This window comes from Actinoalloteichus caeruleus DSM 43889 (assembly GCF_000429185.2).
Classification (GTDB): domain Bacteria; phylum Actinomycetota; class Actinomycetes; order Mycobacteriales; family Pseudonocardiaceae; genus Actinoalloteichus_B; species Actinoalloteichus_B caeruleus.
Genome location: NZ_AUBJ02000001.1, coordinates 4419704 through 4442642 on the forward strand (window position 1 = coordinate 4419704; position 22939 = coordinate 4442642).

Consider the following 22939-nt stretch of genomic DNA (forward strand, 5'->3'; position numbering starts at 1 on the left):
GTCGCGGTGTCGGCCACCCGCGGCACCGGGACGTTCGTTCCAGCGGCTCCGGGCGCGGGCGGGCGCGGCGGAACCGGGCCGCCGGCGCGCCGCTCGTGGCCGGCACCGGCCGCGTGTCCCGCCGTGGTCGGTCCGTTCCCACGTCGGTGTGAAACAAAGGAACGATGGGACGAACGCGTATCGCCATCGTCGGCACGGGGGGCATCGCCCACGCCCATGCCGACGGGCTCAGCGGGCTGGCCGAGCGTGCGGAACTGGTCGCCGCGGTCGACGTGGACCAGGGGCGGCTCGACGAGTTCGCCGAGCGGTGGGGCATCGAGAACCGGTACACCGACCTGGCCACGGCGTTGCGGGAGGCGGCACCCGACCTCGTCCACCTCTGCACGCCCCCTGGGGCGCACCACCAGCAGGCCATCGCCTGCCTGTCGGCGGGTGTCCCGGTGCTGTGCGAGAAACCCCCGACCCTCTCGCTGGCCGAACTCGACGACATCCTGGCCGCCGAGCGGGCCGGCGGGGCCCGGTTCGCCACCGTCTTCCAACACCGCTTCGGCAGCGCCGCGCTGCGGCTGCGCCGCCTGGTCGAGGCCGGTGACCTCGGCAGGCCGCTCGTGGCGGTCTGCCACACGCTCTGGTATCGGCCTGACGAGTACTTCGCGGTGCCGTGGCGCGGGAACTGGGAGATCGAGGGCGGTGGTCCCACGATGGGCCACGGCATCCACCAGATGGACCTCCTGCTCTCCGTGCTGGGCGAGTGGGCCGAGGTCACCGCCGTCGCCGACCGGAAGGCGCGCCCCACGGCCACCGAGGACGTGTCCTGCGCCCTCGTGCGCTTCGAGAACGGTGCCGTGGCCACCGTGGTGAACTCGCTGCTGTCGCCCAGGGAGACGAGCTACCTGCGGTTCGACCTCGAACACGCGACCGTCGAGGTGGAGCACCTGTACGGGTACCAGGACCAGGACTGGCGGGTCACCCCGGCGCCGGGGCGGGAGGCGGAGGTGCGCGCGGCGTGGGACACCGGGGACGAGGACGTGGCCAGTGGGCACCGCGCCCAGTTCGACGCGCTGCTGACGGCCCACGAGGGCGGCCTGCCGCTCCCCGTGTCGGCCGCCGACTCGCGGTCCACCCTGGAACTGGTGGCCGCGATCTACGCCTCGTCCTTCACCGGCACGCCGGTCCGCCGGGGCGAGATCACCGACGGCCACCCCTTCCACGGCCGGATGAGCGGTGGCGCGGTGCCGTGGCCAGCTCCCTAGGAAAGCGTTGTCCACCTGACATCCGTCCCGAGAGGGGTCTGGCGCGGGGCGAGCGCGTCCGTGCGGACCGCCACCCGGCACCCGGCACCCCGGCACCAGCGGACCAGAGCGTTCCCCGGGTGATGACCGCCCCCGGGACCCCGGACCCGAACCCCGAGAGCACCGACCCGACCAGCGGAGGCGAGCCGTCCGTGCGCACCGAGTACGCCAGCCCCCGTCCGGAGCAACCTGCCTCCGGACACCGGCCACTGCCCACCTCGACAGAACCAGCCCCGGCCGGCCTCGGCCTCCACCACGACGCGGAGCGCTCGCTCCAGGTGACCGTGGACGGTCGGGAGATCGTCCGCTACGTCTACCGGCCCTGGGACGTCCAACTGGAGTCCCCCCGACCGTTCTTCCACCCGCTGCGGACGCTCGGCGGTGACCTGGTCAGCCTGTTCCGCCCGCACGACCACGTGTGGCACCGGGGCATCGCCTGGTCACTGCCGCACGTCGGCGAGGACAACTTCTGGGGCGGCCCCACCTACGTGACGGGCAGCGGTTACCAGCAGCTGGACAACGACGGGTCGATGGACCACGAGGGCTTCGCCCGGGCCGAGCTCACCCGGGGCACCGCCGTCGTCGAGGAGGCGCTGCGCTGGCACACCCAACAGGGCGTGCCGAGGATCGCCGAACACCGCCGCTTCGCGGTCGGGCTCGCTCCGGAGGTCGACGCCTGGGCGCTGGCCTTCGAGTCGACGATGACCAACCTCGGAGCCGAGGCCGTGGCCTTCGGCAGCCCCACCACCAAGGGCAGGGAGAACGCGGGCTACGGCGGTTTCTTCTGGCGGGGGCCCCGATCCTTCACGGGTGGGCGCATCGAGCTGCCCGGCACCACCGGAGCCGACGAACTCATGGGCGAACGGGCGCCGTGGGCGGCGTTCGTCGGCCAACACGACGACCACGGCAGGTGGTCGACGCTCACCTTCGTCGACGACGAGTCCAACGCGGCGGCCACCGGGGCCGGCGGGCCCACCCGGTGGTTCCTCCGGTCGGACCCCTTCGCGGCGGTCTGCCCCGCTCCCTTCTTCTCCACCGAAGTCGACCTCGACCCGGGGGCGGCGCTCACCCTGCGCTACGCCGTCGTGATCGCGGACGGGGACCGGGGACAGGACGGCTGCGCTCGTCTGGCCGAGGCCGGGGTCCGCGCGCTCGCCTCGCTCGCGTCGGACGAGGGGGGCCAGCGGTGACTGGCGGGATCGAGCCCGGGTCCGCCGAGGGCTTCCCCGGCGCGACGGCCGTCTCCCACCTCCGCGTGTACGACTGGCCGGCCGAGGACGGCCGGCGGGGCGGGTCGCCGCACCTGCACACGGCCTCGAGCGAGGGCTACGTCGTGCTGTCCGGCGAGGGCCGGCTGGAGACGCTCGGCGCCGATGGATACCAGGAGACCCCGCTGACCAGGGGGACCCTGTTGTGGTTCACCCCGGGGACGGTGCACCGGCTGGTCAACCTCAGTGGTGACCTGGAGATCCTCGTCGTCATGCAGAACGCCGGGCTTCCGGAGGCAGGTGACGCGGTCCTCACCTTCCCCGCCGAGGTGCTGGCGGACGGGGCGCGGTACGCCGACGCGCACCGCATCCCCGCCCCGGCACCCGACGAGGGACCCGAGGACCTCGACAGCCCCGCCGCGCTGGCCGCCCGCGCCCGCCGCGATCTCGCCGTCAGCGGTTACCTGGAGCTGCGGGAGCGGGTTCGCGCCGAGGGCCCTGGCGCGCTGGAGCCACTGCACGACGCGGCGGCCCGCCTCGTGGCGCCCAGGATCGACGAGTGGCGGTCGAGGTGGGAGCGGGGCGCGGCCGCCCAGGCGGATCACACCGGGCGCGCGTTGGCGGACCTGGCCAGCGGGCGCGGCCCCCACCTCAGGGACGCGCGGGTGCGTTCGGTGCTCCCGAGGACCGGGCCCCTCGGATACGGGATGTGCGGCCGGCTGCGGGTCTGGGACCTGGATGGAGCCGTGGTAGCGGGCGGCGGCGACTGAGACCGGCGGCCGGGGCGCGGGCGACGGCCCCGTTCCGGCCGCTCCCCGCGACCGGGCCGGTAGGGCGTGCTCCGCCGCGCGCTGGTCCCGAGGTCAGTCGGTGGCGGCGGCGCGCGCCGCGCGGACGAACTCCTCGATCAGGAGGTGGTCCTTCACACCCCGTTCGCGCTCCACGCCGCTGGAGACGTCCACACCCCAGGGGCGGAGCACCCGGACGGCGGTTCCGACGTTGCCGGGGCGAAGACCACCCGCGAGCAGCCACCGCCGGCCCGCGAGGAGTTCCGCGTCGGTCGGGGACCAGTCCCAGCTCTCGCCGGAGCCCGCGACCGGGGAGTCGACCAGCAGCAGGTCCGCCCGAGGTTCCTCGCCGTCGGCGGGACCACCGCGAACCGAGTCGATCGGCACGGCCCGCACCAGCCGAACGGGGAGGTCGCGCACCTCGTCGAAGGCCGACGCCGGGTAGTCGCCGTGGAGCTGGAGCGCGCCGACCCCGGACTCCACCGCCAGTGCGCGCGCACCGGCTGCGGACACACCCCGGACCACTCCGACGGTGAGCACCTCGGGGGGAACCAGTTCGGCGAGCTCACGCACCCGTCCGGGCGCGAGCTGGCGCGGGCTCTCGGTCAACACGAAACCGATCGCGTCCGCTCCCGAGGACACCGCCACCTCGACCGCGGCCTCGGTCGTGAGCCCACAGATCTTGACGAACACCCCCCAAGCCTAGTGCCACCGGGCGGAACCCGGTGGCGCCCGGTCCGGCTCCCGAATCCCGGGGACCCGTCCTCTCGGGGGCGCCCGGTCGCGGGGCCCGCACCCCAGCGGACGGGAATGGGAATGCCAACCCCATTCGTGGTCGGACCCGTTCCTCGGAAAACACCTCCGCCGACGGGATGCGGAAACGGGTCGGGCAGGTCCCCGCGCCGGCTGGGAACAATCCGTCGAGGAGTCGTGCGGGTTCTCGTGGCGGGCGAGCGGTCGCGGGTTTTCCGCCGCCGCCGGAACCGGATCACGTTTCGCGCTCCGCCCTTTCTCGATAACGGGACGCCGCTTCTCCGGAAATGGGCGGCGCGCGCTCCTCGGCTCGTGCCGCCCCGTGGCCGGGATGGGCGCGCCCGTGCTCGGCGCGGTGCCGGGCCGGGACGCCGTCACCCTGCGTGGGGGAGGGGCGCCGTCGACGCGCCCGTCGCCTTCGAACACCTGATCGACCGCGACATCCCGTGGAGTGTCCCCCATTCCGGGGGCGGGCCGCCCGGGAACCGGTGAGTCGATCGCTCGAGCCCCGGGTGGTGGCCGTCGTCGGCCGAGCGGTCCCCCGGCCGGGTTATGGATCATTCGTCAGAACCGCACCCGATGTGGCCGATGCCCGCTCTGCCGTGATCGCGACGTGATCTCGCCTGGTCGTCGCGTCGTGACTCCTCCGGGACGGACCGCCCCCGGCCGCTCCGGTCGCTCCGCTCGGTGGAGGCACAACGGGAATCGTCGACGGTGTTAGAATCGTGCGATGGCGCGCGAAGAGGATGGAGAACTGATCCCTCTCAACCCGCCCTTCGACGTCGTCTATCGCGGTTTCCACAGAACCCAGGTCCTGGATTACGTTCGGTCGCTGGAGGGCGACCTGCGCATAATCGCGGCCGACCGGGACGCCGCGTTATCGCAGTGCGCCGATTTACGGAACAGCCTGGAACTCACCCGGCGGGACCTGGACCAGGCGCGGGAGGCCGCCGACCGCATGGTCCAGGAGCCGGTCAGCGCCGCGACGCTGAGTGAACGCCTCCAGCGGATGCTCGCCCTGGCCGAGTCCGAGGCGGACGCGCTGCGGGCCCAGGCCGACGAGTACGTCGTCAACCGCAGGGCGGAGGCGGAGCGCGAACGCGACGACCTCTGCCGCGAGTACGAAGGACTCGTCGCCGGCCAGGAGGAGCATCGCCGCCAGGTCGAGCGGGACTACGAGCGCCGTGTCGCCGACATGGCCAGGGAGTACGAACGCCGGTACGCCGGCATGTTGGCCGAGGCGGAGGCGGTCCTCGCGGACGCGAAGGCCAAGGCCGAACAGCTGGTCTCCGACGCGACGGCCGCCGCGGAGCAGACGGTGGCCGAGGCCACCACCACCGCGGAGCGGATGGTCGCGGAGGCGACCGCGACCGCGGAGGGGATGGTCGCCGAGGCCACCCGCAGGTGCACCCACATCGAGTCCTCCTCCGCCGCCAGGCGACGCCAGGTGGAGAAGGACTTCGAGATCGCGATGGCCAAGCGGCGCAGCGACGCGGCGCGGAGGCTGCGCGAGCACGAGGCCGAGGTCGAACGACGCCTCCACGCCAGGACCAGGCAGGTCGACGACCACGTCGAGAACCGACTGCGCCACGCCCAGGACAGGGAGGACGAGGTCCGGGACGCCCAGCGTTCCGCGCTCGCCCAGTTCGAGGTGGCCCGGCGACTGCTCGACCAGGCGGCGGACAGCGTCCACGTCCTGCCGGAGCGCCGGGACGCCGCCCGGCCGTCGCGGCAGCCCTCGGATGCTCGCCCAACACCCCCGGCCGAGCAGGGAACGGTGGGTGCCTTCCCGCCGGCGGACCTCCCCGCCCGGGCCACGACGGGACCCGCCAGCCGGGACCAGGCCCCCGGCGCGGTGACGGACGAGGCCGCCGAGGAGGGGGACGACGACGCCCCGCCCGCGCGGCAACAACCCGGGAAGTCGCTCGCCGCGCAGTCGGCGAAGAAGAACCGCAACGCACGCGCCCGGTCTCGGCGTCCGGCGAAGTCGCGCCGCTGAAGGGGGTCGCCGGACCCGCCACCCGTGGCGGGGCGTCCGGCGACCGTTCCTCACCTCAGGCGCGACCGATGCCGACCCGTGCCCGCAGACAGGTGGAGAGCGCGTCGGCGGCGGTGAGCGCGTCGACGAACCGCGTGTACAGCGGCGCGAAGCCGAACCGGCAGACGTTCGGCGGGCGGTGGTCCCCGATGACCCCCTGGCGTTCCAGCGTCGCCATCACCGCCCGCGCGTCGTCGCACTCCAACGCCACCTGGCTCCCGCGTCGTCCGTCCTCACGGGGCGTCAGGAGGCGGAACGAGCCCGGTGGCGCCAGGGCGTCGAGGCAGGACACGAAGAAGTCGGTGAGGGCCAGGCTCTTCCGCCGGACCTCGGCGAGGTCCACGTCCGCCCACACGTCCAGCGCCGCGTCGAGCGAGAGCAGGGAGAGGATCTCGGGCGTACCGGTGCGGAGGCGGGTCGCCCCCTTGGCCGCCCGGTACTCCGGCTCCATGCCGAAGGGGTCGGCGTGCGAGCACCAGCCGGCCAGCGGTTGGTCGAGCCGGTCCTGGAGGTCGGAGCTGGCATAGCAGAAGGCCGGCGCGCCCGGGCCGCCGTTCAGGTACTTGTAGCCGCAGCCCACGGCGAGGTCGACCTCGGCCCGGTCCAGTCCGACCGGCAGGGCTCCCGCGCTGTGCGAGAGGTCCCAGAGGGTCAGGGCGCCCGCTCCCCGGGCGGCGGCGGTGAGCGCGGGGAGGTCCCACAACTCGCCGGTGCGGTAGTCGACGTGGTTGAGCAGCACCAGCCCGGTGCGGTCGTCGAGGCGGTCCACGAGCTCCGAGGGGTGGCACGGCACCAGTGTTGCCCCGGTGAGCCGGGCCGCGGACTCCGCGAGGTAGCCGTCCGTGGGGAACGTGGTCCCGTCGACGAGGAGTTCGGTTCGACGCGGGTCCCGCCCGACCGCCGCCCGCAGCCCCGCGACGGTCAGGCGGAACACGTTGATGCTCGTGGAGTCGCCCACCACGATCTGGCCGGGAGCCGCGCCGACGAGCGGTGCGATCCGGTCCCCCACCCGTTCCGGGGCGTCCCACCACCCGGCGTCGCGCCACGACCGGATCAGGCCCCGGCCCCACTCCTGCTCGACGACCTCGCGCAGGCGGCTCGGGACCGAGGTGGGAAGCGCCCCGAGCGAGTTGCCGTCGAGGTACACGAGCTCCTCGTCCAGGTCGAACTGGTCGCGGAGGTGGGCCAGCGGGTCGGCCGTGTCCGCGGCGGCCGCCCGTGCGGCCAGCCCCGCGACCGACGTGTCCCGGCCGTCAGCCACTCGCTGTGGCACCACGTGCCTCACACCCTTCCTCGCGCGGACCAGAGTTCGGGGAACACCGGCCGAGCCGCTCGCTTCGTCAACCAGGCGACCCCCGAGGAGCCACCGGTACCAGTCTTGTCACCCATCGCCCGCCGGGTCGCCATCAGGTGGTCCTGCCGCCACCGCCACACCCCCTCCGCCACGTCGGTGAGCACCTCGCCGAGCGAGAGGAGATCTCGCTCCTCGTCGGCCGTGCCCTCCGCGCGGTAGATGTCGGCCCAGGCGCGTTCGACGGCCTCCGTGTGCTCGTGGCGCAGCGAGGGCTCGCGGTCGAGCACCGACGCGGGGAGGCGGTGGCCGCGACGGTGCAGCAGCCGGAGGGCCTCGTCGTACAGGCTCGGGGTCGCCAGCTCCCGTTCCAGGCTGGCGTGGGCCACCGGATCGGCCCGGTGCGGGGTGAGGAAGTTCGTCGAGCGGTCTCCCAGCACGAACTCCAGGTGCCGGTACTGCGCGGACTGGAAACCCGACCCCTCGCCCAACGCCGACCGGTAGGAGTTGAACTGGGTCGGGGTGAGCCAGGCGATCGGCTGCCAGGAGGCGACCAGCGCCGCGAGGGTCGGAAGGCTCCTCCGCAACGAGGTCACGCCCGTGACCACGTCGTCATCCCGGAGCGCCCGTCTCGCGTGGTCCCACTCGTGCGTCAGCAGGCGGAACCAGAGCTCCATCACCTGGGTGGTGACCAGGAACGCCATCTCGGCCGGGTCGCCGGAGCGGGGTTGCTGGAGGCTGGTCAGCACGGATGCGCGCACGTAGTCCTCGTACGGGGTGGCTCCGCCGAAGTCGAGCCTCGGTTCGGATTCGTCGTCGACCGGCATGGGGTCCTCCTGTCGGTGTCGGCGTCGGTGTCGGACCGCCTCGGGGTCGCCGCGGGGCCCGCCCAATTCCACCCGCTGGACGGAGAAAGCGGAAGGACCGCGCCGCGACTCACCCGCCGTTCGCGGCGCGGCCGCGTCCACCGGTGCCGGGTGGGGCGCGCGCCCACTGCCCCCGGGAGCCCACGGGCCGGGCCTCGACCGGTCGAGGCCGGCTGTACGGCGCCTGAGCTGGGCCGGAACGCGCATCCGATGGTGCTTGATGTGCCACCTCGACGGGGAGCACCGCCTGGTTGGTGCCGCCGGCGGCGCAACCTCCCGCGTCAAGGCGCGTCTACTCTCCGTGGGGGCCGACCGGCCCGAATTCCGAGATGTAGCGGGTGCGAGGCGTATGAGTGGTAGGTGGGACGGTCCGCGGCAGCCCCCGAGACGACCCCCGCGACAGCCGCCGCCGGACCGGACGGCGATGATGCCCCAACCTCCGCACGGTCGACGTCCTCCGCCGCGCCCGGGGGGTGGACGGCCCCGCCCCGGCGACGCGGACCGACCCCGGGCCACCAGCACCGCCCATCCGCCGCCGAGGGGCCGGGCGCGCCGGCGGCCGCGCTGGGGCCGGCGGCTGATGGTCCTCCTGCTGGTCCTCGTGGTCGGCCTCGGTGCCCTGGTCTTCTGGTTGGACACCCGGTTGAACCGCGAGGAGATCCTCGCCGACTACCCCGGCCGTCCCGCCGGCACGGCGGGCACCAACTGGCTGATCGTGGGCTCGGACAGCCGGGAGGGCCTGGACGACGACCAGCGTTCCGACCTCGCCGCCGGGGACGCGGCGGGGCGGCGGACCGACACCATCATGCTGGTCCACGTCCCCGACAACGACACCCCGCCCACGATGGTCTCGCTGCCCCGTGACTCCTATGTGCCGATCGAGGGGTACGACGACAACCGGATCAACGCGGCCTTCGCCTTCGGCGGCCCCCAACTGCTGGTCCGGACCGTCGAAGGCGCCACGGGCCTGCGCATCGACCACTACGCGGAGGTGGGGTTCGCCGGGTTCGCCGGGATCGTCGACGCGGTCGGCGGTGTCGAGATGTGCCCGGACGAGCCGATGCGGGACCCGTTGGCCGGACTGGACATCGAGGCGGGGTGCCAGGAACTGGACGGCGCCCAGGCCCTGGGCTACGTGCGGACCCGTGCGAGTGCGCGGGCGGACCTCGACCGGGTCGAGCGGCAGCAGGAGTTCTTCTCCGCGTTGATGGACCGGGCCACCAGCGCGGGCGTGCTCGCCAACCCCTTCCGGGTCTTCCCCCTCGCCTCCAACGGTGCCGAGATGCTGACCGTGTCCGAGGGGGACCACCTCTGGCACCTGGGTGGGCTCGCCCTGGCGATGCGGAGTTTCTCCTCCGGCGAGGGGGTGAGCACCACGGTGCCCATCGGGTCGATGGAGCGCCGGCGGGGCATGGCTGTGGTGCTGTGGGACCAGGCGGCGAGCCAGCAGCTGTTCGGCGCACTCGCCGAGGACCGCCCCGTGCCGCCGGAACTGGTGGGCGGCTGATGACGAGGGCGTCCGGGCGGGATCGCTGACGAGTCCCCGCCCGGACGCCCTTCGCGTGGAGCCTCGGTCAGATCTGGCCGCTCAGCTGGCTCTCCGGTTCGGTCCACTGCTGTTGGCGTTGGCGCACCTCCCAGGCCAACCGCTGCTCAAGCCATTCCTGGGCCAGGGTCGTCGGAGCGGTGTCCAGCTCCTCGGCGAGCTGGCGCAGCTGCTCGCTGGACTCCGGTCGCAGCCGGAGCTGGAGCACCTGGGCCTTGCCGAAGCGGAGCCCGGTCGCGGTCGTCTCCTCCTCGCTCTCCGGCGCCAGCGCGGCCAGGTAGGAGTCGAGTTCGTTGTCCGGACCCGCCTCCGTCCCCTGCTTCACCGCGGGGCGCCGCCGTCCTGAAGGTTTCGCTCGTCCGAAAGCCACCCGTCAACGATAACGACTTGGTTGCGGTCGCCCAAGTGGGCGGCGGCAAGCACATCGTCCTCAATGGACTCGACGTGCCCGGGGCCGAGGGTGGCGCGAGGCCCAGGAATGCGGAGGCCCCCGCGCCAGGGGGAGGAACGCGGGGGCTGGAGGGGAATCTCCACAGTGCTGGCTGGGGGTTTGCCAGCGGGGAAATTGTCGCACGTCGGGCCGTGATACCGCATCGGATTCGTCAACTTTCCTTCGTGATCTTTCCGTGAGGTGACCAGCTGCCGCCGTTGGGCGGCAGCTGATGACCACCCAACGGTCGTGTGGGGAGGGCCGAGCGGAGCACTCGGTCCCGGACCGCCCTGAGCCAGGGCCCCGGCTGGTGCGGTCGGTCACCTCCGCCCGCCATGCGGCGACGATGGGGCCACGCGTTCCCCGTTGTACCGGGAGCCCACCGCGCCTGTCGCCGACGACGCGTCACTCTTCGTGTTCGAAGCGGGTGGTGGGGACCAGGGGTCGGGAAGGCGGGGTCGGGAGGGTGTCTCCGGGGCCCGCGCGGGGTAAGCCCGGGAAAGCCACGCCCAACCGGGGTGGGCGACTCCGGGGAGCGGAGCCATTTGTCCCCGGAAGAGTGGTTTGAACTGACGTCAGCGCGGCACTCTACAGCGAAGACAGAGGTGCGTTAGCACACTACACACGGTAGTAATCGAATCACCCCTGCGGGGGGCTGCTGATGGGGTCGGCGGGCAGATACTCTGCGCCGAAACCAGATCGGGGAGGTGTCATGGCCGGCTCACTGGACATGCGGAAGTTCCTGTGGCAGAGCGATGAGCCGTTGTCGTCGACGCCGCAGGTGCCGGCGCCGCGGAACGGCGAACTGCCCAGGGTCTCCGAGGAACAGGTGCACCGGGCGCGGGTGGCGGTGGCGGCCGGCGCGACCGGAGCGGAGGACTGCCGGTTGCTGCTGGACATGCTCGGCCTGACACCCGGCGAGGACGGGGTGCCGCCCGTGCGGCGGTGACCACGACGTTGGTAGCGGCGGGGGTGGGCGCGTTGGCGCCCACCCCCGCCGCGTGTTCGGCGCCGGGGCGCCGAACCAGGCGCGCACCCCCCGGAGCGCGACTGATCTCGGGTTGGCGGCCGCGAAGGCATCGGTGATCTCGAAACGCGGCGACCGTCCCGGGGGAAACATACCGACCGGTCCCTTTCCCGGCAACGGGTCGCGTATCGGCAGTAATGGTTCCGGCGTGCGGCTTACTCGTTCGGGCCACCAATGTGGGTGACACGGTAACTTTGTTGATCACCGACCGATGTCGTCGGTGTGGGCCTCGGCCGGGGTCCACCTGTCCGTGTTTCCCCATGTTGGAGCCGCAATGCCGCAGCAACATCGGGCCAGGGTCACCCGCGAGGCCATAGTGCTGGCCGCCGCCAGGGAGTTCGCCCGTCTCGGGTTCGGGGCCACCTCGCTGAACATCATTCTGGAACGGAGCCGGGTTACCAAGGGCGCCTTCTATTTCCACTTCCCGTCGAAAGAGGCGCTCGCCCAGCACTTAATTGACCATTCAAGGAGGGGGTGGATGGAAATCGAGCGGCACCGGCTGCGTGCCGCGTCCGACCCGCTGCGCACCGTGGTCCTCATGGTCGACGACTACGCCCGCCTGTTGACCGAGGACGAGCTCGCCTGGGCGGGGATCCGCCTCCTGGGGGAGGACGGCGGACCCGGTGAGCTGTTCGGGGCCTGGTACGTCAGTTGGGAGGGGTTGCTGCGCCGGTTGTTGACCGACGCCGGGCGGAGGGGACTGCTGCGGCCCGGCGTCGACCCGGGGGACGTGGCCGGTGTGATCGCCGCCGGTGTCGTGGGGGCGAGAGCCGTGTCGCACGGCACCGCCGGGAGCGGCGATCTCGCGGATCGGGTCTCCCGCCTCTGGCGCGTGGTGCTGCCCGGTGTGGCCACGGCGGGGTGGTGGAGCGAGTTCCAGGGCAGCGACCCGGCTCTCGTCGGTGCCTGACGCCGTCCGCCCTCCCCGGTGGGGCAACGGGGCGCGGCCGGGTGGGGCGGGCGACGGGGCCGGGTGGCCGATCGGGGCCCGCGCCGGCACCGGGTCGCCATCCGGGCGGCCCCACTCGTTCCCTACGCCGAACGGAGTAATCTGGCGAGTGACCAGCGCCACGTTCGCGATGTTGTTCGCCCGTGGCACTTCGGGAGGGGGGCGCGCGCCGGGGCGCCGCGGAGGGCTTGAAGGGTCAAAATGCCCTCTGACCAGCGGAGATGCCCTCGATCGCCGGGACGGGGAAGGGGTTGTCGTTCGCGTGCCCAGAGGGGTCGCGGGCCTCTGACCACCCGTTTTGGCATTCACCTCGAACGTGTCCTAAGCTATGCGTGCTCCCAACGAGAGAAGTTAACAAAATCGTTGAGGGCGAGGCCGGGTCAGGCTAGTCCGGCCACGCTCCCATCGTCTAGCGGCCTAGGACGCCGCCCTTTCAAGGCGGTAGCGCGGGTTCGAATCCCGTTGGGAGCACGGCACAACACAAGGCCATCAAGGCCCCGTGGCGCAGTTGGTTAGCGCGCCGCCCTGTCACGGCGGAGGTCGCGGGTTCGAGTCCCGTCGGGGTCGCCAGAGCTATCGGTCAGCATGACCGGGAGCGAACGGCCAGGTAGCTCAGTTGGTACGAGCGTCCGCCTGAAAAGCGGAAGGTCGCCGGTTCGACCCCGGCCCTGGCCACAGCGGACGAGCAGAAACGAGAGGGCTCCACCCAGCAGGGTGGGGCCCTTCGTCGTGCGTGCCGGACGCGGCCCCGCCTGGGTGCTGGTCCCAGGCGGACGCGCGTTGCTGGCCCGGGGAACCGACTCGCGAAGGGTGCGGCTTCCGCACCCGACCTCCCCGCACCTCCGATCCCGCGCACCGGCCGTGGTGGGCCAGCTGGCGCCGCCGGCCGGTTCTCGCGCCGCCCAGGGGCGGCCGCTGCCCGGCGGGACGCGCTCCCCCGCCGTCCGCTCGCGTGTGCGGCCCAGCGCGGGACCGTGCCGACACGCTCGTCCGGTCTCCCGTCCGGGGTGGCGGTGCCTCCCCGGCCCGTCCGAGCACGCCGAGTGGGATGCCACGTGCCCGGCGGTCGAGGAGCCCTCGCCCGCCCCCCGGTGCGAGGCGGTGACCCGCTCCGGCCACCCGCGGTGGCCCACTGGACCAACGCTGGTCGTGGCGCGCCCCCGTGTCCGGCTGGGCTCCGGGGAGGCGAGGAGGGGGAGGGAGCGAGCCGGGCGAGTGGCGGCGGGGCCGGCGAACCCGTCCACGGGAGCGCGTGTCGGCGTGGAGCGCCAGCCTCGACGGAGTAGCAGGTGTGACTCTGCGCTGATCGCGAGTCGCCTCGGTCGATCGCGCGGCCGGTTCGGCACCGCCGATGGCGGAGCGGGCTGAGCCGTTCGTCGCGCCCGCCTACGCTGATCGTTTCGATCCGATAACAGACGGTCACCGGCTTCTGGTTCCGCTGCGTGACGGCCCTCCGCCGAGAGCTCGACACCTGTCAGGACCGCGCGGAGTGCAAGTCCGAAGATCAACTCTGTCGAGGGACATGTTCGCAGCGGTGCGTGACTTGATCCGTCTCTTCGAAGGTTTTTTCTCGCCTCGAACGAACGATTGTCAGCCGTCTGATTCGGAACGCTGCGCCGTGAGCCGGGTGGTTGACTGCGCCCGGTGGTGCCGCGGGTCGCCGCTCGCCGTCGCGGACGTGCGGACACCGGGGCACCGCCGGGATGCCTGGCAAGAATGGGAAAGGCTGGGGGTTCATCAGCGTGCACACGCAGCGCACCGTTCGGTTCTCGCGAAGCTTCCAGGACGGGACGGGTACCACCGCTACCGGCGTACTGTCCGGACCAATCTCCCTCGACACCGCACAGGACACGACGACCCTGCCACTGGCGAGGCCCACGTTCGCCACCGCCGCAGCGGAGGAACCCCGGGCGAGCGCCCCGACGGGGCGACCCCCGACAGCGGTCGACGGTGGGCATCCGCATCCGCATCCGACTCCACCGTGTCCGCCCTCGCCCTCCGCTCGACCAACGACGGGTTGGGAACGCCGGCACCGCACCGGTGTGGTGCTGGCCGACCAGCTGATCACCGTGGCGGTCGCGCTCGGGGCCGCCCTCGTCCTCGGTGGCGGTCCCTCCGAGGTGGCCCCGGCGGTCGCGTTCACCCTCGCCGGCGTCACCTGGGTGACGGTGACGCTCGCGATGGTGGGCTGCCGGGTGTGGGAACCGCGCGTACTCGGGCAGGGCGCCGAGGAGTACCGCCGCCTCGGTCGGGTGCTGCTCACCACGATGGTCTTCCTCGCACTGGCCGCGATGGCGCTCGACACGCCAGCCCTGCGGCCCTGGATCTTCGGTGTGGTCCCGGTTCTCGCCGGCGGGCTCATCCCGGCGCGGTACCTGCTGCGGCAGGCGCTGCACCGTCGGCGTCGTCGCGGCGAGTGCCTGTTGCCGGTGCTGGCCGCCGGTGGGGCGGGGGCGTTGGCCGACCTCATCGACCGGACCCGGCGGGAACCGCACTACGGCTGGCGGGTGGAGGCGGTGTGCCTGTCCACCGCACCGACCGCCCCACTCGACGGCTGTGTCGGTGAGGTGGGAGGGGTTCCCGTCGTCGGAACGGTGGAGGACGTGGCCGCCCGCGTCGAACGCGGTGGTTACCGGGTGGTGGCCCTGGCCCCCGACCCCTACTGGACACCGGCTCGGGTGCAACGGCTCGCCTGGCAGTTGGAGGACAGCACCGCGGAGATGGTGGTGGCCCCCATGCTGCTCGAGGTGACGGGCCCCCGGCTGCACGTCGCCCCGGTCTTCGGGCTGCCGCTCCTGCGGGTCAGCGCTCCCTGCCTGACCGGCGCCCGCCGGGTGGTGAAGAACCTGGTGGACTGCCTGCTCGCCGCGGTGCTGCTCGTGCTCACCCTGCCCCTCCTGCTGGTGATAGCCCTGCTCGTCGTCGTGGACTCCGGTGGCCCCGTGCTCTACCGGCAGCGACGGGTCGGTCGGCACGGCCGCATGTTCACCATGCTCAAGTTCCGCAGCATGGTCGTCAGGGCCGATGACCAGCGGGCCGCGCTGGTGGCGGCGAACCGGGGCGCCGGCCCGCTGTTCAAGATGCGTTCCGATCCGAGGGTGACGCGCCTCGGAGCGGTCCTGCGCCGGTACTCCCTGGACGAACTCCCCCAGCTGGTCAACGTGCTGACCGGGTCGATGTCGCTGGTGGGGCCCCGCCCGCCCCTCCCGGAGGAGGTGGCCTGCTACGACGCGGCGGCGCACCGGCGCCTGATGGTGAAGCCGGGGCTCACCGGGCTGTGGCAGATCAGCGGCCGGAGCGACCTGTCGTGGGAGGAGTCGGTGCGGCTCGACCTGCGGTACGTCGAGAACTGGTCACTCGCCCTCGACTTCGTGATCCTCTGGAAGACGGGCTGGGCCGTGGTGCGCGGCCAGGGGGCGTACTGATGGACACCTGCCGACTGTGCGAGCGCCCCGACCTGCGCGGCGTGCTCGACCTGGGAGCGACGCCCCCCTGCGAACGCTTCCTCGGACCGAGCGAACTCGACCTGCCCGAACCCACCTACCCGCTGCATCTCAGGGTCTGCTCCTCCTGCCTGCTCGCCCAGCTCCCCGCCTTGGTCACCCCGGAGGAGACCTTCACCGAGTACGCCTACTTCTCCTCCTTCTCGGTGTCCTGGGTGCGGCACGCCGCGCGGTACGTCGCCGACGCGGTGGCGCGGCTGGGCCTGGGGCGCGACTCCTTCGTCGTCGAGGCCGCGAGCAATGACGGTTACCTGCTCAGGCACCTGGTCGAGCGGGGCGTCCGCTGCCTCGGGGTAGAACCGGCGCGCAATGTCGGCGCCGTGGCCAGGGAGAACGGTGTGCCGACCCTCACCGAGTTCCTCGGACCGGAGACCGCCGCCCGGATCCGGGACGAGCACGGCCCGGCCGACCTGGTCGTGGCCAACAACGTCTACGCGCACGTCCCCGACATCCGGGGCTTCACCGCCGGCCTGCGCGGTCTCGTCGCGGACGACGGCTGGGTGAGCATCGAGGTCCAACACCTGCTGAGCCTCGTAAGGCACTGCCAGTTCGACACCATCTACCACGAGCACTTCCAGTACTACACGGTGCGATCGGCGCAACAGGCGCTGGCGACCGGCGGGCTCGTGGTGGTCGACGTGGAGCTGTTGCCCACGCACGGTGGGTCGATCCGGCTGTGGGCACGCCCGGCCGACGCCGCCGGACCGCCCTCGGCGGCGGTGCTGGAGGTGCTCGCGGCGGAGGCGGACGCGGGCCTGCACACGGCGGACGGTCACCTGGGGCTCGCCGAGGACGTGCACCGCATCCGGGCCGACCTCCTGACGTTCCTCCTGGAAACGCGTCGGTCCGGGCGGACGGTCGTCGGGTACGGCGCTCCTGGCAAGGGGAACACCCTGCTGAACCACTGCGGGATCCGACCCGACCTGCTGCCGTACACGGTGGACCGCAACCCCTACAAGCACGGCCGTTACACGCCGGGCGCCCGCATCCCGGTGCACCCGCCGGAGCGGCTCGCGCTGGACCGCCCGGACTACGTGCTGGTGCTGCCGTGGAACCTGCGGGACGAACTGGTGGACCAGCTCGCCCACGTGGCCGACTGGGGCGGCCGGTTGGTGTTCCCCATCCCCAGGCTCGAGGTCGTCGATCCCCGGTCCGCGCAGGGCCAGCCCGTGGTGAGGAGCCAACGATGAAGGTCGTGTTGTTCTGCGGCGGCCACGGCATGCGGATGCGTGTCGGGACCACCGACGAGCTGCCCAAACCCATGCACCCGGTGGGCCCACGGCCGTTGCTGTGGCACGTGATGCGCTACTACGCCCACTTCGGGCACACCGAGTTCGTGCTGTGCCTGGGGTACGGGGCCGAGCACATCAAGAACTTCTTCCTCACCTATTCCGAGACCGCGTCCAACGACTTCGTGCTGCGCGGCGGACGGGTGCAGCTGCGCTCGTCCGACATCCGCGACTGGACCATCGAGTTCGTCCACACCGGACTGGACTCCCCCATCGGGGAGCGGTTGCGCCGGGTCAGGCACCTCGTGGAGGACGAGGAGCTGTTCCTCGCCAACTACGCGGACGTGTTGACCGACGCCCCGCTCGACCGGGTCGTGGAACGGGTCCGCCGCGGCGATGTCGCGGCCGGGATGATGGTCGTCCCCCCGCAGTCCTCGTTCCACTGCGTCGAGCTCGGCGAGGACAGCAGGGTGGGCGCGATCACGCCCGTCAGTCGGCTGCCGATCTGGGAGAACGGCGGCTACTTCGTGTTGCGCCCCGAGGTGTTCGATCACCTGCCCCCCGGCGGCGACCTCGTCGAGGACGCCTGCGGTGAGCTGGCGAAGCGGGGACGGTTGCTGGCCTACCCGCACCGGGGGTTCTGGGCCCCGGCGGACACCGTCAAGGAAAGGGTCGCCCTCGACCGAGCCTACGCGGCCGGAGAACGGCCCTGGATGCTGTGGGACGTCGACGGGGCGTCCGAGGCGCGGCGTCCGGTGGCGGCCCCGTGATCGGCCTGCGCCCGGAGCGGGTCGACCGGGTCCTGGTGCTGGGGGCGCACTGCGACGACATCGGCATCGGGGCGGGCGGGACGTTGCTGTCGCTGTGCTCGTCCCGTCCAGGGCTCGCGGTGGACGCCCTGGTCTGCACCGGCGGCGGCGGTGACCGGGAGGCCGAGGAGCGGAAGGCGCTGGCCGCCCTCTGCGGTGGGGCCGACCTCTCGTGCCGGGTCCTGGACCTGCCCGACGGCCGCCTCCCGGCCCACTGGTCCGAGGTCAAGGACGCGTTGGAGCGCCTCGCCTCGACCCTGGACCCCGACCTCGTGTTCGCCCCGGCCGCCCACGACGCGCACCAGGACCACCGCACCCTCGCCGCCCTGGTGCCCACCGTCTTCCGGGACCACCTCGTGCTCGGTTACGAGATCCCCAAGTGGGACGGCGACCTCCTCCAACCGGCGGTGTTCGTGCCGCTGAGCGAGGAGTGCGCCCAGGCCAAGAGCCGGATCCTGGGCGAGTGCTACCCGTCGCAGGCGGACAGGCACTGGTTCGACCCCGAGACGTTCCTGGGCCTCGCGAGGGTCCGAGGGGTACAGAGCAGGGCCAGATACGCCGAAGGCTTCTTTGCGGACAAGTTCGTGCTGAACGGAGGCACCCCATGCGCGTGCTGGTGACCGGGCACCAGGGATACCTGGGCAGCGTCGTGGCGCCGATCCTGGCGGGGGCGGGGCACGAGGTGGTGGGTCTGGACTCCGGGCTGTTCGCCGACTGCGTGCTCGGCCCGGCGGTGCCCGACCCGGTGGGCTACACCACCGACATCCGCGACGTCACCCCCGGCCAGCTGGCGGGGGTCGACGCGGTGGTGCACATGGCGGCGCTGTCGAACGACCCGTTGGGCGCGCTGACCCCGGAGGTGACCTACGAGGTCAACCACAAGGCCTCGGTGCGACTGGCCAGGCTGGCACGGGAGGCGGGCGTCCGCCGCTTCCTCTACGCCTCCACGTGTTCGGTGTACGGGGCCGCGGGTGACGCACTGGTCGACGAGGACGCCCCGCTGCGCCCGGTCACGCCGTACGCGACGAGCAAGGTGATGGTCGAGGACGACGTTCGCGACCTCGCCGACGACCACTTCACCCCGGTGTTCCTGCGCAACGCCACCGCCTTCGGCGCCTCGCCCCGGATGCGCGCCGACATCGTGTTGAACAACCTGGTGGGTCACGCCGTGCTGACCGGTGAGGTGCGGGTCCTCTCCGACGGCACCCCGTGGCGGCCGTTGGTGCACGTCCGGGACATCGCCGCGGCGTTCCTTGCGACGTTGGAGGCACCGAGGGCCGCGGTGCACGGCGAGGCCTTCAACGTCGGTACCTCCGCGAACAACCTGACCGTCGCGGACATCGCCCGCCGGGTGGTGGACGCGGTGCCGGGTTCCCGGCTCGTCATCACCGGGGAGACCGGCGGCGACCCCCGGTCGTACGTGGTCGACTTCTCCCGCATCATGTCGCGGCTGCCCGCGTTCGAGCCGAGGTGGGGGGTGAGCGCCGGCGCCGAGGAGCTGTCCGCCAGCTACACGGCCTACGGCCTGACCCAGGACGGGTTCCGCCGGCGTTTCACGCGGCTCGCCAGGCTGTCCGAGCTGCGTGCCGACGGCGTGGTCACCGAGGACCTGCGGCCGGCTCCGGCGGGGGCCCCGCTGTGAGCGCCCCCGTCGACCGCTCGACGTCAGGCTCCCGCCACCAGCCTGTCGCGCAGTTCCTCCCACCCGCCGGCAGTCGCGTCACGTGCGCTGACGACGCTCACGGGCAGCGGCCACACCACCCCCAGGCCGGGGTCGTCGTAGCGCACGGCGACATCGGCCGAGGGGTCGTGGGTGGCGTCGATCCGGTAGCAGACGTCGGCGACGTCGGTGAGCGCCTGGAAGCCGTGCAGGAAACCGGCCGGCACGTAGAGCTGGGAGAAGGAGTCGTCGTCGAGCCGGAACGCCTCGTACTCCCCGAAGGTCGGCGAGTCGGGCCGGGCGTCGACCACCACGTCGTACACCGCTCCTCGGGCGCAGCGCACCAGTTTGGACTCGCCCCGGCCGATCCTGCCGTGCAGTCCGCGCAGCACACCTCGGCGGGACCGCGACTGGGAGTCCTGGCGGAACGCGGTTCCGTCGACACCGTGTTCGGCCGCGACGTCCACGTCGAAGGTGCGGGTGAACAGGCCCCGGTCGTCGTGGTGGGGAGTGGGCACGAAGAGCAGCACCCCTGGAAGCCGACCCGGCCGGACACGCATGGCCGCCATTGTCCACAGTGGTCCACCCGGGTCGGCGGCAGGGGTGGGCGGAACCGCCGTGGCCAGGGAAGGCGGCTCGCGCGATGACCCGGTTCGACTGCCGCTGGTGCGGCACCAGCGCGCCCCAGCCCGTCCTGGACCTCGGGGAGCAGCCGCCCTGCGACCTCTTCCCCTCGGTCGTCGACGGCGGCCCTGATCCCCGTTGGCCGCTGCGGATGGGCTGGTGCCGGGAGTGCGGGCTGGCGCAGCTCCTGGAGGACCCGGGCATTCCCGAGCGGGCCAGGGGGGTGGAGCCGGCGGCGCTCGCCCGCCAGGCCGAGGAGGCGGTGTCCCGGGTGGCCGCCGAGGGCTGGCTACCGGACCGTGGGGGTTTCCTGGAGTTCGGCAGCCCGCACGGAGGTTCCTGGTCGCTCCTGCTCACCCATCGGGGGCTCACGCCGACGGCTCCTGGCGCGGCCTCCGACCTGGTCCTGGACTGCTTCGGGATGATGCACCACCCCGACCAGGCCGCCGCCCTGCGACGCCGGGTGCGAGCCCTCGCGGAGGACGGGGTGCTCCTCGTGCAGTTCCACAGCCTGGCCGCGATCCTGCGCGGCGACCAGTGGAACGCGCTGCGGCACGGCCACTTCGCCTACTACTCCACGGCGGCGCTCGTGACGATGCTCGGCCAGCTCGGTGTCGTCGTCCGGAGGGCCTGGCGGTTCGACCTCTACGGGGGGACCGTCCTGCTCGCCTGCGCCCGACGTGGCACCCAGGACGACAGCGTGCGGGCGCTCCTCGCGGAGGAGGAGGCGCTGGGGGTCGGTGACCCACGACACCTGCGGGCGCTCCAGCACGCGGTGACCCGGGACGTCGAGAGCCTCCGGTCCTGGCTCGCCGAGGGCAGGGCGTTGGGCCGGCGCGTGGTCGGTTACGGGGCGGGCTCCCGCGCGGTGCCGCTGCTGTGCGCGGCCGGCGTCGGCCCCGACCTGCTGCCGTTCGTCGCTGACGCGTCGGTGTCGAAGGACGGTCGGCGGTTCCCCGGCAGCCGGGTTCCCATCGTCGCACCGAACCGGCTGCGTTCCCGGCGTCCCGACGTCGTCCTGGTGTTCCTGCCCGAACTGCTGCCCGAGGCCCGGGCCGCCCTGCCCTGGGTCGAGGAGTCCGGGGGCCGTTGGGTCGCTGTCGACCGGCTGCCGCCCTGGCTGCCACGACAGCGGGCGGACACCGCGGCGGCCGAGGTGACCAGGGTGGGGAGGAACGGATGAGCGACCCGGTCGCGGCTCCTCCGATCAGCGTCGGCCTGCCCGTGCGCAACGGTGAGCCCTACCTGGAGGCGGCGCTCAGGTCGCTGCTCGACCAGCGGGACGTCGACTACGAGCTGATCGTGGCCGACAACTGCTCGACCGATGCCACCGCCGACATCGTCGGGGACCTCGCCCGAGGCGACGCCCGCGTCCGCTACCTGCGGCGGGCCCGGGACATCGGCGTGATGGGCAACCACAACCGGCTGGTGGGGGAGGCTCGGGGCGGGCTCTTCGCCTGGGCGGCGGCGGACGACGTGTGGCGCCCCGACCGCCTCGCCCGGCTCGCCGCCGCGCTCGCCGACCGACCCGAGGTCGTGCTGGCGTCGTCCTCGGCGACCGAGATCGGCCCGGACGACGGGGTCCTCGGCTCCTGGCACAACGAGTGCCGGGTCGACCACCCCGACCCGGCCGTGCGGGTGCGGGACCTGTTGGAGGTGCCGCATCACAACTACTACTGCTACGGCCTGGTCCGCCGGCACGTGCTGGCGAGCACGATGCTGAACCCGCCGATCAAGGCGGGGGACCGCGTGCTGGTGGCCGAGCTGGCTCTGCGGGGCCCGTTCGTCCACCTGGACGAGGAGCTGCTGCTGCACCGGATCCACCCCGACCGGATCAGCGAACGGGTCGACCCCCGCGAGTTCTACCGGAGCCAGCGTCCCGGTCGGCGGTCGCTCGTGCTCCCCAACGTGGAGGAGGGCGGCTGGTTCCTCCGGGCCGTCCTCCGATCGCCGCTGTCCCCGGGCCAACGGCTGGCGGCGTTGGCCGCGTTGCGGCCGTGGCTCCGGGACAACGCGGTGCCCATGGCCCGCAACGTCGCCAGGGCGGCGGTGGACGCGGGTCGACGGCTCGCCGGGGCGGCCGACCGGTCATCCAGGCCCCGGGGCTGAGAGAGCGGGCTCGGCACGGGACGACTTCCTGGTCCCGGCCGGGAGCCCGCCGACCTCGCGCCCGGGACGACACGAGAGGTACGGGAAGCGGAGATGGACGCGGTGCAGGTACTCCGGGTGCTCGCCCGCCGGTGGCGGCTCACCCTGGCGCTGGGTGCCCTGCTCGGCGGGGTGCTGGCCGCGGTGGCGGTCGCGGTTCCACCGCAGCAGCGGGTCACCGCCGTGCTGCTGGCCATCACGGAGCCGGGACCGGAGGGGGGCAACCCCTTCGCGCGAGTGGACCGAGCCCAGGAGCAGGCCGCGACGCTGGTCAGGACGGTGCTGACGGCACCGGGTGCCGATGAACGCCTCGCGGCCGCCGGGGTCGTGGGTGACGTGGAGGTCAGCAACGACGACGTCCAACTGGGTGGGGCGAGCGCGTTCCTCACCGTCACGGTGACGGCGGAGACCGGCCCCCGTGCGAACGCCTCGGTGGCCCGGGTGATCGATCTCGCCGGCGCCGAGCTCCGGGAACGCCAGGAACGGGCCGGTGTCACCGCCGGTGAGCTGGTCGTGCTCAGCGAGGTGGTCGCACCCGGGAACGCGGTCACGACCCGGGGCGCGCAGCTGCGCGCCCTCGGCCTGCTCGGTGCGCTGGGGGCGGCGGCGCTCACCGCCGTGGTCCTGCTCGTGGACCGCCGGAAGCCCGGACCCGGGGAGCGCGGGGCGGGGGACCCGCCCGAGCCGACCCCCGGCGGGGCGGCGGCGAGCGGACCGCCGCCTCGGCACCGGGGGACGGGGCCGTGGCGGACCGCGTCGGCGCGACCCCGGAGCGGGT

General features: G+C 73.0%; 20 protein-coding genes and 3 tRNA genes. 17 read left to right on the forward strand and 6 right to left on the reverse strand.

The genetic code is table 11. The features are described 5' to 3' along the window. Positions 1 to 164 precede the first annotated feature (164 nt). From G443_RS17600 to G443_RS17610, 3 genes are all read left to right on the forward strand, one after another. Positions 165 to 1253, forward strand: coding sequence for a Gfo/Idh/MocA family protein (locus G443_RS17600; RefSeq protein WP_026419655.1), 1089 nt, complete (start codon positions 165 to 167; stop codon positions 1251 to 1253). Between the two features lie 122 nt (positions 1254 to 1375). Beyond that, positions 1376 to 2482, forward strand: a complete 1107-nt coding sequence (locus G443_RS17605) for a DUF6807 domain-containing protein (protein ID WP_245588871.1) — start codon at positions 1376 to 1378, stop codon at positions 2480 to 2482. Beyond that, complete coding sequence (locus G443_RS17610) at positions 2479 to 3270, forward strand: cupin domain-containing protein (protein ID WP_245588870.1); 792 nt, start codon at positions 2479 to 2481, stop codon at positions 3268 to 3270. Before G443_RS17605 ends, G443_RS17610 begins: the two co-directional genes overlap by 4 nt. A gap of 93 nt (positions 3271 to 3363) precedes the next feature. On the opposite strand, the gene G443_RS17615 is transcribed toward G443_RS17610, so the two are convergent. Continuing rightward, on the reverse strand, positions 3364 to 3981 hold the full coding sequence (locus tag G443_RS17615; RefSeq protein WP_026419652.1) for a phosphoribosylanthranilate isomerase: 618 nt from the start codon (positions 3979 to 3981) through the stop codon (positions 3364 to 3366). Between the two features lie 790 nt (positions 3982 to 4771). On the opposite strand from G443_RS17615, the gene G443_RS17620 reads away from it, so the two are divergent. Then, positions 4772 to 6040: a hypothetical protein gene (locus tag G443_RS17620; protein ID WP_026419651.1), complete on the forward strand. Its 1269-nt coding sequence runs from the start codon at positions 4772 to 4774 to the stop codon at positions 6038 to 6040. Between the two features lie 55 nt (positions 6041 to 6095). Here the strand turns inward: G443_RS17620 and kynU are convergent, their stop codons facing one another. Together kynU and G443_RS17630 are read right to left on the reverse strand one after the other, a co-directional pair. After that, positions 6096 to 7355 carry a kynureninase gene (gene kynU, locus G443_RS17625; RefSeq protein WP_245588869.1) on the reverse strand — a complete coding sequence of 420 codons (1260 nt, stop codon included), beginning with the start codon at positions 7353 to 7355 and terminating at the stop codon, positions 6096 to 6098. 5 nt (positions 7356 to 7360) lie between these two features. Beyond that, the gene (locus tag G443_RS17630) at positions 7361 to 8197 is read right to left on the reverse strand and encodes a tryptophan 2,3-dioxygenase (protein ID WP_026419649.1); all 837 of its coding nucleotides are present in this window, start codon (positions 8195 to 8197) and stop codon (positions 7361 to 7363) included. A gap of 619 nt (positions 8198 to 8816) precedes the next feature. Here G443_RS17630 and G443_RS17635 point away from each other — a divergent pair. Further along, positions 8817 to 9743, forward strand: coding sequence for an LCP family protein (locus G443_RS17635; RefSeq protein WP_030104579.1), 927 nt, complete (start codon positions 8817 to 8819; stop codon positions 9741 to 9743). Positions 9744 to 9810: 67 nt separating this feature from the next. On the opposite strand, the gene G443_RS17640 is transcribed toward G443_RS17635, so the two are convergent. Then, on the reverse strand, positions 9811 to 10107 hold the full coding sequence (locus G443_RS17640; protein WP_051314162.1) for a hypothetical protein: 297 nt from the start codon (positions 10105 to 10107) through the stop codon (positions 9811 to 9813). Positions 10108 to 10924: 817 nt separating this feature from the next. Here G443_RS17640 and G443_RS17645 point away from each other — a divergent pair. The 10 genes from G443_RS17645 to G443_RS17690 all read left to right on the forward strand — a co-directional run bounded on the left by G443_RS17645 (position 10925) and on the right by G443_RS17690 (position 19371). Continuing rightward, positions 10925 to 11161 (forward strand): hypothetical protein, encoded by a 237-nt coding sequence (locus G443_RS17645; protein WP_016700499.1) that lies wholly within the window; start codon positions 10925 to 10927, stop codon positions 11159 to 11161. Between the two features lie 352 nt (positions 11162 to 11513). Then, on the forward strand, positions 11514 to 12149 hold the full coding sequence (locus G443_RS17650; protein WP_162147322.1) for a ScbR family autoregulator-binding transcription factor: 636 nt from the start codon (positions 11514 to 11516) through the stop codon (positions 12147 to 12149). Positions 12150 to 12586: 437 nt separating this feature from the next. Continuing rightward, a tRNA-Glu gene (locus G443_RS17655) sits at positions 12587 to 12659 on the forward strand. Between the two features lie 22 nt (positions 12660 to 12681). Then, a tRNA-Asp gene (locus G443_RS17660) sits at positions 12682 to 12758 on the forward strand. 31 nt (positions 12759 to 12789) lie between these two features. Next, positions 12790 to 12863, forward strand: a tRNA-Phe gene (locus tag G443_RS17665). Positions 12864 to 14233: 1370 nt separating this feature from the next. Beyond that, entirely contained in the window at positions 14234 to 15613 is a 1380-nt protein-coding gene (locus tag G443_RS17670) for a sugar transferase (RefSeq protein ID WP_026419647.1), read from the forward strand. Then, entirely contained in the window at positions 15613 to 16881 is a 1269-nt protein-coding gene (locus G443_RS17675) for a class I SAM-dependent methyltransferase (protein WP_026419646.1), read from the forward strand. The genes G443_RS17670 and G443_RS17675 overlap by 1 nt, the downstream gene beginning before the upstream one ends. Further along, the gene (locus G443_RS17680) at positions 16878 to 17690 is read left to right on the forward strand and encodes a glycosyltransferase family protein (protein ID WP_026419645.1); all 813 of its coding nucleotides are present in this window, start codon (positions 16878 to 16880) and stop codon (positions 17688 to 17690) included. Before G443_RS17675 ends, G443_RS17680 begins: the two co-directional genes overlap by 4 nt. Then, complete coding sequence (locus G443_RS17685; protein WP_026419644.1) at positions 17687 to 18349, forward strand: PIG-L deacetylase family protein; 663 nt, start codon at positions 17687 to 17689, stop codon at positions 18347 to 18349. Before G443_RS17680 ends, G443_RS17685 begins: the two co-directional genes overlap by 4 nt. Continuing rightward, positions 18334 to 19371, forward strand: a complete 1038-nt coding sequence (locus tag G443_RS17690; protein ID WP_026419643.1) for an NAD-dependent epimerase/dehydratase family protein — start codon at positions 18334 to 18336, stop codon at positions 19369 to 19371. The genes G443_RS17685 and G443_RS17690 overlap by 16 nt, the downstream gene beginning before the upstream one ends. Positions 19372 to 19394: 23 nt before the next feature. Here G443_RS17690 and G443_RS17695 read toward each other — a convergent pair whose 3' ends face one another. After that, the gene (locus tag G443_RS17695; RefSeq protein WP_026419642.1) at positions 19395 to 19949 is read right to left on the reverse strand and encodes a dTDP-4-dehydrorhamnose 3,5-epimerase family protein; all 555 of its coding nucleotides are present in this window, start codon (positions 19947 to 19949) and stop codon (positions 19395 to 19397) included. A gap of 83 nt (positions 19950 to 20032) precedes the next feature. Between G443_RS17695 and G443_RS17700 the strand changes: the two genes are divergently transcribed. Both G443_RS17700 and G443_RS17705 read left to right on the forward strand, forming a co-directional pair. After that, complete coding sequence (locus tag G443_RS17700) at positions 20033 to 21196, forward strand: methyltransferase C-terminal domain-containing protein (RefSeq protein ID WP_026419641.1); 1164 nt, start codon at positions 20033 to 20035, stop codon at positions 21194 to 21196. Beyond that, a complete protein-coding gene (locus G443_RS17705) occupies positions 21193 to 22122 on the forward strand; it encodes a glycosyltransferase family 2 protein (RefSeq protein ID WP_051314160.1) in 930 nt (309 codons plus the stop codon). The genes G443_RS17700 and G443_RS17705 overlap by 4 nt, the downstream gene beginning before the upstream one ends. Here the strand turns inward: G443_RS17705 and G443_RS17710 are convergent. Next, positions 22102 to 22890 carry a hypothetical protein gene (locus G443_RS17710; protein WP_253860241.1) on the reverse strand — a complete coding sequence of 263 codons (789 nt, stop codon included), beginning with the start codon at positions 22888 to 22890 and terminating at the stop codon, positions 22102 to 22104. The two genes, G443_RS17705 and G443_RS17710, sit on opposite strands and share 21 nt — an antisense overlap. Positions 22891 to 22939 lie beyond the last annotated feature (49 nt).

Coding starts and splice junctions, on each gene's coding strand:
- G443_RS17650 (WP_162147322.1), top strand. CDS start 11,514: ATGCCGCAGCAACATCGGGCCAGGGTCACCCGCGAGGCCATAGTGCTG.
- G443_RS17695 (WP_026419642.1), bottom strand. CDS start 19,949: ATGCGTGTCCGGCCGGGTCGGCTTCCAGGGGTGCTGCTCTTCGTGCCC.
- G443_RS17700 (WP_026419641.1), top strand. CDS start 20,033: ATGACCCGGTTCGACTGCCGCTGGTGCGGCACCAGCGCGCCCCAGCCC.
- G443_RS17680 (WP_026419645.1), top strand. CDS start 16,878: ATGAAGGTCGTGTTGTTCTGCGGCGGCCACGGCATGCGGATGCGTGTC.
- G443_RS17630 (WP_026419649.1), bottom strand. CDS start 8,197: ATGCCGGTCGACGACGAATCCGAACCGAGGCTCGACTTCGGCGGAGCC.
- G443_RS17635 (WP_030104579.1), top strand. CDS start 8,817: ATGGTCCTCCTGCTGGTCCTCGTGGTCGGCCTCGGTGCCCTGGTCTTC.
- G443_RS17675 (WP_026419646.1), top strand. CDS start 15,613: ATGGACACCTGCCGACTGTGCGAGCGCCCCGACCTGCGCGGCGTGCTC.
- G443_RS17705 (WP_051314160.1), top strand. CDS start 21,193: ATGAGCGACCCGGTCGCGGCTCCTCCGATCAGCGTCGGCCTGCCCGTG.
- G443_RS17600 (WP_026419655.1), top strand. CDS start 165: ATGGGACGAACGCGTATCGCCATCGTCGGCACGGGGGGCATCGCCCAC.
- G443_RS17605 (WP_245588871.1), top strand. CDS start 1,376: ATGACCGCCCCCGGGACCCCGGACCCGAACCCCGAGAGCACCGACCCG.
- G443_RS17645 (WP_016700499.1), top strand. CDS start 10,925: ATGGCCGGCTCACTGGACATGCGGAAGTTCCTGTGGCAGAGCGATGAG.
- G443_RS17690 (WP_026419643.1), top strand. CDS start 18,334: ATGCGCGTGCTGGTGACCGGGCACCAGGGATACCTGGGCAGCGTCGTG.
- G443_RS17620 (WP_026419651.1), top strand. CDS start 4,772: ATGGCGCGCGAAGAGGATGGAGAACTGATCCCTCTCAACCCGCCCTTC.